The following is a 14,277-nucleotide window of genomic DNA, read 5'->3' on the forward strand; positions in this document are numbered from 1 at the left end:
GCTGATTTGACCATGAGTGACAAGGGCGACTGTGGTGTCTGCGGAACCGTCTCAATGGTCGGGCATGCGGCCAGCCCGACCATGCCCTGGTGAGTGTGCCTGGGTGACTGCGACGATCGCGACGATGAAGTCGTTCTCCAACGCGATGGCATCATCAAGCGTGATCGGCTCTCCCGGATTCCCGCACTTGTCGACGTCTGCCCACGTCCCGTCGCTGTATTGGAGCCAGCCCGTGTGCAGGCCCGGTTCCTCTTGGCCGTCCCCGTCATCGGACATACCGATCAACGGGAGCGGCGGGCCTGACAAGTCCGGCTTCCACCAGGGTGCGCCACGCGGCGAGCTTGCGTGGGCACTCATCGAGTCCGCACCGGCGGTGGCCCTTCATGGCCGATGGGCTGCGCTGATGGTGAACGGAGTTTCGGGTGCATCTCTTCAGCGATCTCTGGGATGAGCTCATGTAGCTATCCGGCTCGGCCTTGTCGGTAGAGCCTCGGTAAGGTATCTGCGTACCAAGGGGGATGTTCAGGTGAATGGTCGATACGACTACAACGGTGGCGCGCCGGGCGACCGACAGCCCAGTGGTCCGCATTCCGCATATCCCGCTGAGGGGAACCCGACGAGGTATGTGCCATCCAGTGCGGCCACCGCCATTACTGCAGGGGTTTTGGCGGTCGTTACCGGTGTATTGGCAGCTGTCGGCACCGTTGTTTCGATATTGATTGTCGCCGATGTCAGCAACGACGAACACGTGCCCAGCGATCTCCCCGATATCGGCGGGTTGATCATTGTTGTGTTCGTCCTGCTCGCTGCCCTGGCGGGGACGGTGGGCCTGCTGTATCTTCTCGGCGCGGTCTTGCTTTTCGCGCGCAAGACCACCGGTCGGGTCCTCGTCATCATCGCGTCGATAGCAGGGTTGCCGGCGACTTTCCTTGGCTTCGGACAGGTTCCGAACGTGAGTGGGATCGCTGCGCTGGTGCTCTGCATCGCGACTCTCGTGCTTGCGGCTCTTCCGTCCACTGGTCGATGGATCGCTGCCGGAAAGCGGCCACAGTATCCGCAGCACGCGGGCGGTTACCCGCCGTACCCGCACTACTGATTCAACGGGTGAACTAGCCGGACGACTCGTCCGCACTGAGCCCGAGAGTCGTCCACGAAACGTGTCGACCTCCGTCGCTGGTGACTAATGAGGCCTCTGAGTCACAAGGCTTTTCGCATGGCACCGGTCGCGCAGCTGGGCAGGATGGGGAGCGCTGGCTCCGTCGCTGAGCGCATGCGTCCAAGCTCTTGTCCTGCGGGAGGTTCCGCCGAATCTCCAACGCCGCCCGCAAGGCGTACGGATCCACCGGCAGCACACGCTGAGCCGCTTCTCGTGGAATGGGACGGAAGAAGAACCTGGCACTGTGCAACGTGGCCGAGGGTAGTCGAGTCACCTGCCCGTCCGGTGGCACAAACGGAGGCGTGCCTAGACTGGCGGGCGAGAAGGAAGGACCGCTGATGAAGCGAAATCTGAACTGCCCCTGTGGCGAACACATCGTCGGGACGGACGAGGACGACCTGGTCGCGAAGACGCAAGCGCATCTGGCCGAGAAGCATCCGGGACATGAATACTCCCGCGACCAGATCTTGTTCATCGCCTATTGAGTCACCACACACGGCTTTTCGTCGCCGCACACCTGCGTGCCACACTGTGTGATCGGGCAGGTGTTGTGACGAAAAGCCGTGTGGGGTAGATCAGTTCCGACGAATCGGAATACCTCTCACACTTCACGCGCCCAGCGATTACTGGGGCGAGCCCAGGCGCGCGCCGCCGTCGACGCGGACCACGATGCCGGTGGTGAAGCCATTGGTGACCAGGAATTCAATGGCCTGGGCGATATCGTCGGCGCTGCCGATCCGGCCGACCGGGGTCTGCGCGGCGATTCCGGCGAACACCTCGGCGCGGGCGTCATCGGGCAGGAAGTTCCACCATTCGGTATCGATGACACCCGGTGACACGGCGTTCACCCGTACCGGCGCCAATTCGACCGCGAGCACCGGGACGATCGCCTCGACACCAGCATTGACGGCGGCCAGCGCCGCGGTTGTCGGCATCGAGCCGCCCGCGGATGCCGCGGAGACCAATGTGATGGAGCCGCCGGGCGCCAGATGCGGCAGTGCCGCCTGAATCGTGGCGACGTGCGGCAGCAGTTTGCCGGAGACATGGGTCTGCAGGTGGTCCAAGCGGAGTTCGCGGAACGGGGTGGTGCCCGACGGTCCGGTGACCGTCACCACGACATGGTCGACCGGGCCGACCTCCGAAAACAATTGGGCCAGTTCACCTTCGCTCCGTGCGTCCACCACCTTGCCGGTGACTTCGGGGCCCAGTTCCGCCAGTGCGGCGGTGAGTCGTTCTTCGTTGCGTCCGGCGATGACGACTTGCGCGCCGTTCTTGGCCAGTCGGCGAGCGGTCGCCAGGCCGATTCCAGAGGTTCCGCCCACGATGACGACTTTGTTGCTCACAACATCCTCCTGAAAGTTCTGACCACGATGATTTTCGAACCACGGTGCCTCGTTAATATATTCGAGGCACCGTGTCTTGTAAAGTGACGTGCATGACAGGAACCCGGGGGCGACCCCGCAGCGAGGACGCCAGGCGCGCCATCCTGCGCACGGCGCTGGAACTCTGCGAGCGGGACGGCTACCAGGACCTGACCATCAAGGCCATCGCGGACGGGGCCGGGGTGGGCAGGCAGACGGTCTACCGCTGGTGGCCGGACAAGGCGTCGATTCTGATCGAGGCGCTGATCGGCTTGGCCGATGAGCATGCGGAGTTGCGGGTTCCGGACGAGACCGCCGATGTGCTCGGCGCGCTCGAACGGCTGCTGACGGCCACTTTCGAACTCGCGCGCAAGGTGACGGGCCAGGCGCTGGTCGGCCTGATGGCGGACGCGCAGCGCGATGGAAACCTGTCGGATCGACTTCAGGAGGCCGTGATCGGCCCGCGCCGAGCGGCCCTGCGCGCACTGCTCCAGCGGGGTGTCGACGCGGGAACGCTGACCGAGGCGGTCCCGCTGGATCTCGTGGTGGATTTCGCCTTCGGCGCGATGTGGTACCGACTGCTCGGTCATCACGCGCCGGTGAACGCCGCACTTGCGAAGGATGTCACGACCGGCATCGCCACCATGCTCGCGCCGGACACGCCGGGCCGCGCCCCTCGCGAGATCCAGATTTAACGGAGCGTAACCGGAGCGAAACCTCGTGTGATGACACTAGGTGAAGCTAGTGTGACGCGAGACACCTTACGCCACAGACACTTCAGCGCTTGGGCGGGAGCGGTGCGCGCCTGCCTGCGTGCAGATGAGGTAGCGCAGAATCATGTCACCGTACCCTGATTGGCTCAACTCCGGGGACAACACCTGGCAGTTGGTCGCCGCAACACTCGTCGCTCTGATGAGCATCCCGGGTATAGCCATCCTCTACGGCGGAATCGTGCAGCGGAAATGGGCCGTCAATACCATCCTGATGGCCTTCACCGCCTTCTCCGCGGTCCTGGTGGTCTGGGTGCTGTGGGGCTTCAAGATGGGCTTCGGTGAACCGCTGAAGCTCGGGCCGGGCATTCTGCGGGCCGCGGTCGGCGTTCCGCATACGATCCTCGGCAGCGATAACCAGAAACAGGCGGTCATTCCGCTGCTCGACGGCTTGATGCCGAAGCTCCGTTTCTCCGAGACCACCCTGGCCTACTTCCACTTCGCGTTCGCCGCCATTACCCCGCTGCTGTTCCTCGGCAGCGTTATCGGCCGGATCAACTTCAAGGTGTGGCTGCTGTTCGTCCCGCTGTGGACGACCTTCGCCTATACGGTGAACGCCTTCCTGCTGTGGGGCGGCGGCTGGTGGGCCTCGATGGGCGCGCTGGACTACAGCGGTGGCTACGTCATTCACTTGGCCGCTGGCACAACAGGTTTCGTGGCCGCGGCGGTCATCGGCCCGCGCCTGGCCAGGGACCGGGAACGGGCCGTGCCGAACAATCTGCCGATGGCCGCGGCGGGTGCGGGCATTCTGTGGCTCGGCTGGAACGGTTTCAATGGTGGCGATATGTATTTCGGCGGTGCGAACGCCTCGCTCGCCGTTCTCAACACCAACCTGTGCACCGCGGTGGCCGTACTGGTGTGGGTGTTCTGGGATATGGCCGCTGGCCCGCAGCGCAAGCCCAATTTCCTCGGCGCGATCAATGGCATGATCGCCGGACTGGTCGCCATCACCCCGGCCGCCGGGTATGTCAACAGCTTCGGCGCCATGATCATCGGCGTTGTCGCCTCGACACTGGTGTGGTTTTCCTGGAACAAGTTGGGGCGTACCAGATTGTTCCGGAAGGTCGATGACACGCTCGGGGTGTTCCACACCCACGGTGTCGCGGGTTTGGCCGGTGGTCTGTTGGTCGGTGTGCTCGCCGATCCGCACATCATCGTGTATCTGGGCAATGGCAATGATGTTGCGGACGTGGCGGTTTCGGGCTGGCTGTACGGGCACCACCCGAAACAGCTGCTCTGGCAGGCGGGTGCGGCCGCGACGGTGATCGTGTGGGACGCCTTCGTCACCGTCGTGATCCTGAAATTCTTGGGGTTGTTCATGAGTCTGCGCATGCCGGACCATGTATTGGAGACCGGTGATGTCGCGGCCCATGAGGAAGAGGCCTATCCGGACGAGACCCTGGTCTCCGCCCATGTGGGGACGCTCCCCGCAGCGCCCGCCCTGCCCAAGCGCGCGCCGGACAAACCATCGGGTGAGGCGCCCGGGAATCAGGCGACCACGTGAATGCCACCATCCACCTACAGGGCAGTGTCGGGTACGGCATCGATGACCCGATGAGTCCAGGTGACGGCGTCGACGCGAAGCTCATCACCCTGGTGCTGCCCGCGGCCGTCTTCGATCAGATCAAACAGGCGCTGGCCATGTTCGGCGTGCGACGGATGGTGGTCTGCCAGGTCTATCGGGTGGACGACCGGGGCAGCCGGGTCGAACGCTATCGGGGCCAGCAGTTCGTCAGCGATGTCGAGGCAGGTCTGCGCATCGAATTGCTGGCCAGGAATGAGGATGTCGCCGATCTGATCCGGCTGATCGACCGGATCGGTGAGAACGTCGGACCGTCCGGAATCCAGATCTGGATGATCGACGCACGCTCGCTGTGACACCATCTCGCTCGCGAGGATGATGGTCGGGTCATCCGGACGCGGGAGGCGAGCGGGCCCGCACGCGGGAGACACTGGTGCACTATGAGTTCTCGCAGTGTGCTCGATCGGACCACCGGCGTGGTTTCCCGGGCGTCGGAACGGCTGCGCGCGTTGCCGTCGAGTGCGGTCGATATCGTGCTCGCGGTCGCGGTCACGGTGGCCAGCGTGGGACCCGCGATCGTGACGCGGGAGTCGTGGTGGGTGGTTGCCTACTGTGTGCTGGCATCTGCCCCCGTACTGTGGCGGCGGCGCGCGCCGATTCTGGTACTGCTCGTGGTCGGGCCCGCGATCACCGCACTGGCCTGCTTGCACGCGATGCCCGCATTGCCCTACGGCACCATCATCTGCGTCTACACGATCGCCGCCTACAGTCCGCCGCGGCCGCGGCGGTTCGCGCTGATCACCGTGAGCATCGGAATCCTGTTGTCCCTGATCATCCCGAACGAGAGTCCGGACTCCTACGGCTATGCGGCCATGTCCTTCGTCACCGCCTGGGCGCTCGGCACCGGTGTGCGGGCGCGGCGGCTGCAGATCGAGATGTTGGAGGAGCGGGCGCGCCGACTCGATGAGGAGCGGGTCGCGGCCGTCGACCGGGAACGGCTGCGCATCGCGCGGGATATGCACGATATCGTCACCCATTCGGTCGGTCTGATGATCGTGCAGGCCGAGACCGGACCGCTGCTGACCCGCACCGATCCGGATCGCGCCGATGCGGCATTCGCGGGCATCGCGGATACGGGTCGTGCAGCGGTGCAACAGCTTCGGCGCAGTCTCGGGGCATTGCGCGGCTCCGACGATCCGCCGCACCAACCGGGCGTCGAGGCGATACCCGATCTGGTCGAACTGTCGCGGCGCGGTGGGCTGACCGCCTCGTTCGACGAATTCGGCACGCGCCGTGCGGTTTCCGGTGATGTCGGGGTGACCGCGTATCGGGTGGTGCAGGAGGCGTTGACCAATACGATGAAGCATGCCGGGGCGACGACCGCCCGAGTGTCCTTGCGGTGGGACGAGGACCGACTGATCGTGCGAGTGACCGACGATGGTCGCGGGCTGCGGTCGGTGGGGCACGGATCGATCGGCGCAGGCGCTTCGTGCATCGGCGAGGGCGCGCTTGACAGTGGGTTCGCGGTCGGCCGTTCGACCGGGCATGGGCTGATCGGCATGCGGGAGCGCGTCACCACCGCCGGCGGGTGGCTTCGTTACGGGCCCTCGGCGCGCGGTCGGTCGGTCGAAAGCCCGTCGACCAATGGCTTCGAGATCACCGCCGAACTGCCCATCGCGCAAGGGATTTGAGCTTGCGCGTGCTTGTGGTCGATGACCAGGATCTGTTCCGCGCCGGATTCCGGCTGATCCTGGAAACCCAGCCCGATATCACCGTGGTCGGTGAGGCCGCCGATGGGCTCGAGGCGGTTGAGCGGGCGCTGGAATTGACGCCCGATGTCGTGGTCATGGACGTGCGGATGCCACGCATGAACGGTGTCGCCGCGACCGCTCGGATTTGCGCGCAGACCAGCGCAAAGGTGTTGGTGCTGACCATGTTCCACCTGGACGAGTACGTCTACGACGCGCTGCGCGCCGGAGCCAGCGGCTTTCTGTTGAAGGATGTGCGCCGCGAACAACTGGTCGAGGCCGTACGCGTGGTCGCCGCGGGCGAGGCACTGCTCGCACCGGCGGTGACCCGGCGCCTCATCGCCGACCTGGCCCACCGCGGCCAGCCCCGCCCCGACCTCAGGCGGCAACTCGACGAGCTGACCGAACGCGAACGTGACATCCTCCGCAATCTCGCCCGCGGCCTGTCCAACGCCGAACTCGCCGCCGCCCTCGTCGTCAGCGAGCACACGGTGAAATCCCATATCAGCTCGGTCTTCACCAAACTCGGCCTTCGCGACCGCGCACAAGCAGTCGTCTTCGCCTACGAAGCAGGCCTGGTAGTCCCGGGGCGGGACTGAACCACTCTCGCGACGCGTATCCTCGCCCCCGACTGAATTGCGCAGCATTTCGAGGGCGCGGCGAATTCGTCAGTAGCCACTCCATCCGACGAAATGGATCGATCGAACAGTCTGAAAGTCTGAATCCCAGAATTTCTGGCGCTACACAATAGCGGTGCCGTGTCACGCCTGATCACATCACGTAGCTGATCGCCTAATTCGCAGATTTCGGCGATGAGCTCTCCGCCCATTTACTCGTACCGTCGGGTGCATTGAGTGTGTTGATCAGATCCACCGCCGACAGCACCAGAACTGGTCCCCCGGCAGCAATCGTCCCCAGAATGCCGCCGATCCCCGCACCGGCCATCGCGGCGGGTAGGCAGCCCACCGCGAACAGTGGCAAACCCATAATGCATCCGGTAACGCCTCCGGCGACCAGACCGATCATGGTGCCGACGAATGTGCCGATCGTGGCGGCGAGCCCGAATCGGGTCGAGAACTCCGCCAGCGCCGCCTGATTCTCGACGGGCGACGCGACCGGCGTCACGGCCGGTGCGGCAGCGGGGCGCAGCTCACCGGGTGTCAACCGCAGCTCCTTCGCGTCTTTGCTGAGCGAGGAGTCGACCGTCAGCACTTTGTCGCCCACGGTGAATCGCGTCGGCATGACCATCACGGGCGCGCCGCTCTTGTCGAGAATCGTGAACGAGCTGTGGTCGTGGTCGAGAACGAAGGTCCCTCCCGATAGTGTGGTTGTTACCGCGCGTTCCACCGAGGTGACCTTGTACTCGATGTCATGTTCGGCGGAGGGTTCCGCATGGGCGGTTACCGGCGCGATTGCCGCAACGCATGCGATACCGATCGCCGCGATGCGCGAGGTTTCGATCACGAATTGTCCTTTTCTATTTTGTGGGTCAGGAATATGAGACGGACGCGCTGAACCATGCGGCCGCGGCCCGGCCGCAGCGAGCCAACAGACAACCACAGCCGCAAGGCCCTGACCAGCTTCGCCACCAGAAATAGGTGATAGGTGCGAGCAAATGTCGGAGAATCGGGCAACTCGCATACCGAAAGTTTGATTCCTCGCGATCGCCTGCGTGCCACCCTTTCGGCCCCGCCCGATTCGAGCATCGAATTACGACAAGTCGGTCAGGCGTGCCGTGTATCTCAGCTTCGGCAGGTCGGTGTCACCCGGCCGAATCCGCTCGGCGAGATCCGCGAGTATGGACAGCGATGGTGCCGACAGGTCGACGGCCGTCCGCAGCAGCCGCCGTAGTCGGTCGTCGGAAACGGTTGCGATGACGCTGATATCGGTTCGTCGTTCACCGCGAGGCAGTCCGGTGCCGAGCCAGTAGGGGTCGGCACCGAAGAAGTCCGCGAGGGCCTCGATCAACTCGAAACGGGGATGGCATCGATGCCCGTGCCGCAGCATGGATACGTAGGACCCGGATGTCGTCTGACCGCTGCGAGCGAGAGCTTCGGCGAGCGTGCGGTATTGCAGTGGTCGGCCGTGCCCGGTCTCCCATTCGGTGATGAGTCTGTCCAAGCGATCCGCGAATTCGCCATCGCCCGCGGCTGCCGAATGCCCCGCCGATATCTCGGTCCAGGTGTCGCGTTCAGATGCCATCGTGCACATCCGAGAAGTAACAGGGGACGCACCCGCGATCCAGCCGGGCGGGATACGGGTCGCCCAATCGGACCGGCAGGCGGCCCTTTTCGAATGCACGGTCCACGTGAATCTGCGATAGCGGTGCCGACCCGAGTGCGCGGAACTCCCACCGCGTTCCCGTGACATCCGACTGCCAACCATCCGGGTCGATCGCGTATATCCGCTGGACCTGTCGATCGACAACAACGATGGCGTGCTGAGCATTTCGTCTCGCGGCGCTGCTCACCCGCCACCATCGCCGATCTCGCTCGTAGAGCGCTTCGGGAGTCCGCAGGACCGACGGCCCGGCATCCGGCCAGGGCTGCGAGATGATGAGCGCCATACGCTCGCCGACCGAGGTGAGGGCGCCCCAGCGTTCATAGGCATGCGCCCGGTCCAAGCCGGTGGCGGAGGCGACGTCGCCCATCTCGGCCGTATTGTCCAGGGCGGCGGCGGCAGCCTCCGACATCCCGGCATCGATCTCGCAGGCGAGCACACTGTGCACCCGCAGCAGGGCTAGTTGGAACTCACGCACCTCCGCGAACTCCAGCTCACCATCCTCATAGCGGGTCCATGCCTGTGGTCCGAGCCCGCTCAGCTGGCCGGCGAGGCCGACCAAGATAGTCCGCACGGACCGTGACAGCCACAACCTCTCGGTTGCCCACAGATCGCGTGCAAAGGCATACCCGCAGCTGTTTACGTGTCCATCGGTCATAGTCACGGACTCTAGCTAGGAAAGGTGCCCAGGTCACGGATTTACCGGATCGATCTCAAGCAAATCTTTTTTCAGACGAATACGAAATAGCTATCCATTTGCTTATGCCAACCAGTCGGTTCGTAGCTATCTTTTGCTCGATTTCGGAAAACCTCAACCGAAAAGGTCCTTCCGGTCCACGACATCCCACTCGAACAAACCTGGACCCCAGATACCAGACCCCGGGCAAGGCGAATGCCCGATGTGGTCCCCCAATCGATCGACCAGCGTAACGGTGCGTCGTCCCACCGCCGACGTCTGGGCAGATGTGCGTTCCGCGAACCCGGTCGATGCTCGAAAAGGGAGAACACACTGATTACGACACCGCTGAATCCGATGACACCCACGGCATCCCCGGCCGAGCCCGCCACCACGGCCGACCGGTTCGATTGGTCGATCGGCCACGCCGACGACACGATCGTGGTGACGTTCGGCGCGGAACGCGCCGGAATCGAGTTACCCGCTTCGCTGCGAATCGGGGTGGAGTTGTTCTTCCAGGACAACGGCCTGTCGGGCCCCACCATCGCCATCGGTGGTCCCGTCGGGCGCCATATCCGGCTCGTTACCGGCATCAGCAAAGCCGATCGGGCCATCGAGTACCTCCAGCACTGCGGGGCGGTGCTCCATGTCGGCCGCGCCGTATGGCACCTGCCACATGTTTCGGGACCCGGCCTCGCATGGTCGGCGGGCGGCGTACAAGGCCATCGCATACCCCCGCTCGTGGCGGTCGCCGCCGCGGTTCGAGCAGTGCGATTGTGCACCCCCGTTGGACTCGAATAGCTCACGCCGGCGTTCGCTGACCGCTCGGCGGGTGCCGATTCGCCGGTGGCGAAAACGCGGCGGTGCGACGATCGCCGCTCCGCGGGAGTGAGGTGGGGTTCGCTCGTAAGGGCGATGTGGGGCAGCGGTGCGCGCGGGAAGCATCGGAGAGCATCCGATCGAGTGGAGCTTTCGATGAAGCGTTTTCTGATACCGTCCGCCATTCTGGTGTCCGCGGTGCTGTGGTATTTCGGTACCGGTCTGCATCCGTTGCCCGGCTTGGTATTTCTGGCGCCGCTGCCGGTGCTGTTGATTGCGCCGCGAGTCGCGGCTGCGACGGCGTTCTTCGCCGGATTCCTCGCGTGGTGTGGGAGCGGGCTGCGGTTTTGGTCGTATTTCATCGACACCATCGAGCAACCTGTACCCGTTACGGTGCTGCTCCTGGGTGGAACCGCCACGGTTTTCGGCGGATTGGTAGCCATGACGCGTGCTTTGGTGCTGCGGGGGCGACCCGGGTTCGCGGTGCTCGCGCTGCCAGCTGGTTGGGTGACGTTCGAGTTCTCGGTATCGCTCGTCGGGCCGTTCGGGGCGTGGTGGAGTGTCGCGTACACCCAATTCGCCGTGCTGCCGATGATTCAGATCGCGTCGCTGACCGGTCCGTGGGGAATCACCTTCCTCATCCTGCTGGTGCCAGCGGCTATCGCCATGCTGGCGACACCCGAAGTGACTGCCGCCCAACGTCTTCGAGTCGCGAGTGCGACCGCCATGCTGCTCGTCGCGGTGGGGGCGTTCGGCTGGTGGCGGCTTGCTGTCGCGCCGGAGCGGGATATCGTGCGGGTCGGTCTGCTCGCGCTTTCCCAACCGCCGGAATACGTTCCGGTGGACTCGCCGGATGGTCGCGATATGGTCGCGCGTGCGGTGATGGAGATCGACCGGCTCGCCGACCAGGGCGCGCAAGTGGTGGTGCTGCCCGAAAAGGCTTGGACCGCAAATGAATCGACATTACCGATGATGTCGGGCCCGCTGACCGAGGTCGCCACCCGGCGCAATGTTCACGTCGTCGCCGGACTCGTCCTCACCAGAGGCGCAACCAGCGTGAATGCCGCCATCGACTACCCATCGGGTGTCGAGTACGCCAAACATCGGCTGATTCCCGGTCTGGAAGACGACCTCGAGTCGGGGACCGGCTGGCAGCGCGTTCCCGGCGAACCTTGGTCCTTGGCAGTGTGTTTCGATCTGGACGGTCCGGACCTGGTACGCGAAAACCGGCGGCGCGGCGCGACCCTGTTGCTGGTCCCGGCACTGGACTTCACCAGCGACCACTGGCTGCACAGCCGGATGGCCGTCATGCGCGGCATCGAATCCGGCGTCGGCATCGCACGCGCACCGCAACTGGGCGAACTCGTGGCCAGCGACTCCCGTGGCCATGTCCTTGCGTCGGCGCGGACCGACATCACGGTGACCCGTTCGGTGCTCGCGTCGATCCCGCTGTCGTCGGGCACGACCTTCTATGCCCGGTTCGGTGACTGGTTCGGCTGGCTGTCCATTGCGCTGTTCGCCATGACGGCCCTCGGCTCGATCGGGCGGCGATCAGCGACCGGACGCACCCGAGCCCCGGCCGCCAGTTACTCGCAGTAGGCACCCGTCCGCGACGGTAGCCGGTCGATCGCTACGCATCCCTTGGGTGAACGGTGTTCGACGCCCTCGAGCGTCACTGTGACGACAGTCACAAATATCGTCGATGCCGCAGGTGGTGGCCGGCTCGTCCGTGTGCGCACGGGTGGGGCGCTTGTTTGCCCAGTTCGGAACCTGGGTAACGGTTGCTTTCGTGCCCTGTGCCCCGAAAACCGGACCGGGCCGGACGAACGAATCGAGGCCCCGGACCGGGGCCGGTGAGGAGGCGCGCATGACGGACAGCAAACCGGAGGTCATACCCCTGCGCCGATCGGTCGCCGCGTCCGCGATGGGCAATGCCACGGAATGGTTCGACTACGGCGTCTACGCCGCCACCGCCACCTACCTCACCGACGCGTTCTTCCCCGGCGATCTCGGCACCCTCGGCACCATGCTCGGCTTCGCCGTCTCCTTCGTCCTGCGTCCGCTCGGCGGCATGGTCTGGGGACCGCTCGGCGACCGGCTCGGCCGAAAGGTCGTGCTGGCCACCACGATTCTGCTGATGGCCGCCGCGACCGGCTGTATCGGCCTGCTGCCGACCCATGCCCAGGCCGGTTGGCTCGCGCCGGTGCTGCTCATCGCATTGCGGATTGTCCAGGGTTTCTCCACTGGCGGCGAATACGGCGGCGCCGCAACGTACCTGGCCGAATGTGCCAATGACCGCAAGCGCGGATTCCTCGGCAGTTTCCTGGAGTTCGGCACCCTCGGTGGATTCGTCGGCGGTTCGGCGGTGGTGCTGTTGTGCCAGCTCGTCTTCGGATCGGCGGCGATGCACGACTGGGGCTGGCGGGTCCCGTTCCTGTTCGCGGTGCCGCTCGGCCTGATCGGCTGGTACCTGCGCGCGCATCTGGACGAGTCGCCGGTATTCACCGAGGTGGCCGATCAGCCGCATCCGCCGGGCGGCCTGCGCGCGGTGGTGACCACCTATCGCCGCGAGACGCTGACGCTGGTCGGGCTGGTGGTCGCCCTCAATGTGGTGAACTACACCCTGCTCACCTATCAGCCGACCTATCTGCAGAACACCATCGGTGTCGGCGAGTCGACCACCACCGCGATGATGCTGATCGGGCAGTTGGTGATGATGGTCGTGCTGCCGTTCTTCGGCAGGCTTTCCGACCGGGTCGGCCGCCGCCCGCTGTGGCTGGTCTCACTGGTCGGTCTCGCGGTGCTCGCACTGCCCATGTACTGGCTGATGGGTCGGGGAACCGGTTGGGCCATTACGGGATTCATCGTGCTCGGCCTGCTCTACATCCCCCAGTTGGCGACCATCAGCTCGACTTTTCCCGCGATCTTCCCGACGCATGTGCGCTACGCGGGGTTCGCCCTCGGCTACAACGTCTCTACGGCCGCATTCGGCGGCACCGCCCCGCTGGTCAACGAGGCCGCGATCGAATCGACCGGCTGGTCGCTGTTTCCCGCCGCGTATATGGTCGGCGCCAGTCTGATCGGGCTCGTCGCCTGGTCGTTCCTGCGCGAGACCGCGGGAACCTCATTGCGCGGCACCGCTGTTCCGGAGGCGGGCCGCCTGCCGTCGCCGATTGCCGCACAGGCCGCCGTGTGAACCTGGGAATCTGCTGAGTGCGCACCCGCGCGGGTAGTGTCGCTATTGCCGATGGATTGCTGATTCGGCGCAACGAGCCGGGTCGGCGACCGTTGGCGACGGTACGCAGACAGTGCTGTCCGCACCTATCGGATTGGAGACGCTCGTGCAGATTCAGGTCAACACCGGCAGCAATATCCACGGCGGCGCATCGCTGGCCGAGCGCGTGGAGTCGACGATCTCCGCGACACTCGATCGCTTTTCCGATCAGGTCACCCGGCTGGAAGTCCACCTGACCGATCTGAACGCCGATAAGGGTGGACCGGACGATAAGCAGTGTGTGTTGGAGGCCCGGATATCCGGTCAGCCGCCGGTTGCCGTCACCCATCGCGCGGCCACGGTCGCCGATGCCTACACCGGTGCCGCCGACGCCATGGCCAATCTGCTCGACAGCCGCTTCGGCCGCCTGCATCACACCAAGGGCGGCGAATCCATCCGGTATCTGCGCGCCGAATCATAGACAGTGTCGACCATATTCTCACCAGTGGGAATATGGTCACAACAAAGTGCAGCAGAATACCCAACCGACCCTGGTCGTAACCCTTTCATTGGCGAATCGGCCACGCCCCCAGACTTATTGATGCCGAACAGATTAAAAAGGCCACACCGGAACAGAACTGGTGTGTAATACCGATCGGTAACTGGTGAGCCGGGGGGCTGATGAGGGTCCGGTGATGTTTGTGAATGCCGTCGATATCGCACATCGATCG

At 64.7% G+C, this 14,277-nt stretch carries 16 protein-coding genes; 11 read left to right on the top strand and 5 right to left on the bottom strand.

The genetic code is table 11. The features are described from left to right. Positions 1-51: 51 nt before the first annotated feature. Complete coding sequence (locus ACQP2D_RS09920) at positions 52-276, bottom strand: hypothetical protein (RefSeq protein ID WP_433683422.1); 225 nt, start codon at positions 274-276, stop codon at positions 52-54. Positions 277-625: 349 nt separating this feature from the next. On the opposite strand from ACQP2D_RS09920, the gene ACQP2D_RS09925 reads away from it, so the two are divergent. Then, on the top strand, positions 626-1,096 hold the full coding sequence (locus tag ACQP2D_RS09925) for a hypothetical protein (protein WP_433683423.1): 471 nt from the start codon (positions 626-628) through the stop codon (positions 1,094-1,096). Between the two features lie 398 nt (positions 1,097-1,494). After that, the gene (locus ACQP2D_RS09930) at positions 1,495-1,641 is read left to right on the top strand and encodes a DUF1059 domain-containing protein (protein ID WP_433683424.1); all 147 of its coding nucleotides are present in this window, start codon (positions 1,495-1,497) and stop codon (positions 1,639-1,641) included. A gap of 138 nt (positions 1,642-1,779) precedes the next feature. On the opposite strand, the gene ACQP2D_RS09935 is transcribed toward ACQP2D_RS09930, so the two are convergent. Further along, on the bottom strand, positions 1,780-2,499 hold the full coding sequence (locus ACQP2D_RS09935; RefSeq protein WP_433683425.1) for an SDR family oxidoreductase: 720 nt from the start codon (positions 2,497-2,499) through the stop codon (positions 1,780-1,782). 92 nt (positions 2,500-2,591) lie between these two features. Here ACQP2D_RS09935 and ACQP2D_RS09940 point away from each other — a divergent pair, with 92 nt between their 5' ends. The 5 genes from ACQP2D_RS09940 (at position 2,592) to ACQP2D_RS09960 (ending at position 7,156) form a co-directional block, all read left to right on the top strand. After that, on the top strand, positions 2,592-3,212 hold the full coding sequence (locus ACQP2D_RS09940) for a TetR/AcrR family transcriptional regulator (RefSeq protein WP_433683426.1): 621 nt from the start codon (positions 2,592-2,594) through the stop codon (positions 3,210-3,212). Between the two features lie 142 nt (positions 3,213-3,354). Further along, positions 3,355-4,791, top strand: coding sequence for an ammonium transporter (locus ACQP2D_RS09945; protein ID WP_433683427.1), 1,437 nt, complete (start codon positions 3,355-3,357; stop codon positions 4,789-4,791). Then, complete coding sequence (locus tag ACQP2D_RS09950; protein WP_433683428.1) at positions 4,788-5,165, top strand: hypothetical protein; 378 nt, start codon at positions 4,788-4,790, stop codon at positions 5,163-5,165. Before ACQP2D_RS09945 ends, ACQP2D_RS09950 begins: the two co-directional genes overlap by 4 nt. Before the next feature lie 84 nt (positions 5,166-5,249). Further along, positions 5,250-6,500, top strand: a complete 1,251-nt coding sequence (locus tag ACQP2D_RS09955) for a sensor histidine kinase (RefSeq protein ID WP_433683429.1) — start codon at positions 5,250-5,252, stop codon at positions 6,498-6,500. After that, on the top strand, positions 6,497-7,156 hold the full coding sequence (locus tag ACQP2D_RS09960; protein WP_433683430.1) for a response regulator: 660 nt from the start codon (positions 6,497-6,499) through the stop codon (positions 7,154-7,156). The genes ACQP2D_RS09955 and ACQP2D_RS09960 overlap by 4 nt, the downstream gene beginning before the upstream one ends. Positions 7,157-7,349: 193 nt before the next feature. Here ACQP2D_RS09960 and ACQP2D_RS09965 read toward each other — a convergent pair whose 3' ends face one another. From ACQP2D_RS09965 to ACQP2D_RS09975, 3 genes are all read right to left on the bottom strand, one after another. Beyond that, entirely contained in the window at positions 7,350-8,021 is a 672-nt protein-coding gene (locus ACQP2D_RS09965; RefSeq protein WP_433683431.1) for an ammonium transporter, read from the bottom strand. A 246-nt stretch (positions 8,022-8,267) separates the two neighbouring features. Then, positions 8,268-8,759, bottom strand: a complete 492-nt coding sequence (locus tag ACQP2D_RS09970; RefSeq protein ID WP_433683432.1) for a hypothetical protein — start codon at positions 8,757-8,759, stop codon at positions 8,268-8,270. Next, on the bottom strand, positions 8,749-9,411 hold the full coding sequence (locus ACQP2D_RS09975; protein ID WP_433683433.1) for a hypothetical protein: 663 nt from the start codon (positions 9,409-9,411) through the stop codon (positions 8,749-8,751). Before ACQP2D_RS09975 ends, ACQP2D_RS09970 begins: the two co-directional genes overlap by 11 nt. 459 nt (positions 9,412-9,870) lie before the next feature. Between ACQP2D_RS09975 and ACQP2D_RS09980 the strand changes: the two genes are divergently transcribed. From ACQP2D_RS09980 to ACQP2D_RS09995, 4 genes are all read left to right on the top strand, one after another. Further along, the gene (locus ACQP2D_RS09980; RefSeq protein ID WP_433683434.1) at positions 9,871-10,314 is read left to right on the top strand and encodes a hypothetical protein; all 444 of its coding nucleotides are present in this window, start codon (positions 9,871-9,873) and stop codon (positions 10,312-10,314) included. 174 nt (positions 10,315-10,488) lie between these two features. Beyond that, positions 10,489-11,931 carry a nitrilase-related carbon-nitrogen hydrolase gene (locus ACQP2D_RS09985; protein ID WP_433683435.1) on the top strand — a complete coding sequence of 481 codons (1,443 nt, stop codon included), beginning with the start codon at positions 10,489-10,491 and terminating at the stop codon, positions 11,929-11,931. A gap of 268 nt (positions 11,932-12,199) precedes the next feature. Then, positions 12,200-13,528 (top strand): MFS transporter, encoded by a 1,329-nt coding sequence (locus tag ACQP2D_RS09990; protein ID WP_433683436.1) that lies wholly within the window; start codon positions 12,200-12,202, stop codon positions 13,526-13,528. Between the two features lie 145 nt (positions 13,529-13,673). Next, entirely contained in the window at positions 13,674-14,027 is a 354-nt protein-coding gene (locus ACQP2D_RS09995) for an HPF/RaiA family ribosome-associated protein (protein WP_433683437.1), read from the top strand. Positions 14,028-14,277 lie beyond the last annotated feature (250 nt).

It is taken from the genome of Nocardia sp. CA-119907 (assembly GCF_050955995.1).
GTDB lineage: Bacteria > Actinomycetota > Actinomycetes > Mycobacteriales > Mycobacteriaceae > Nocardia.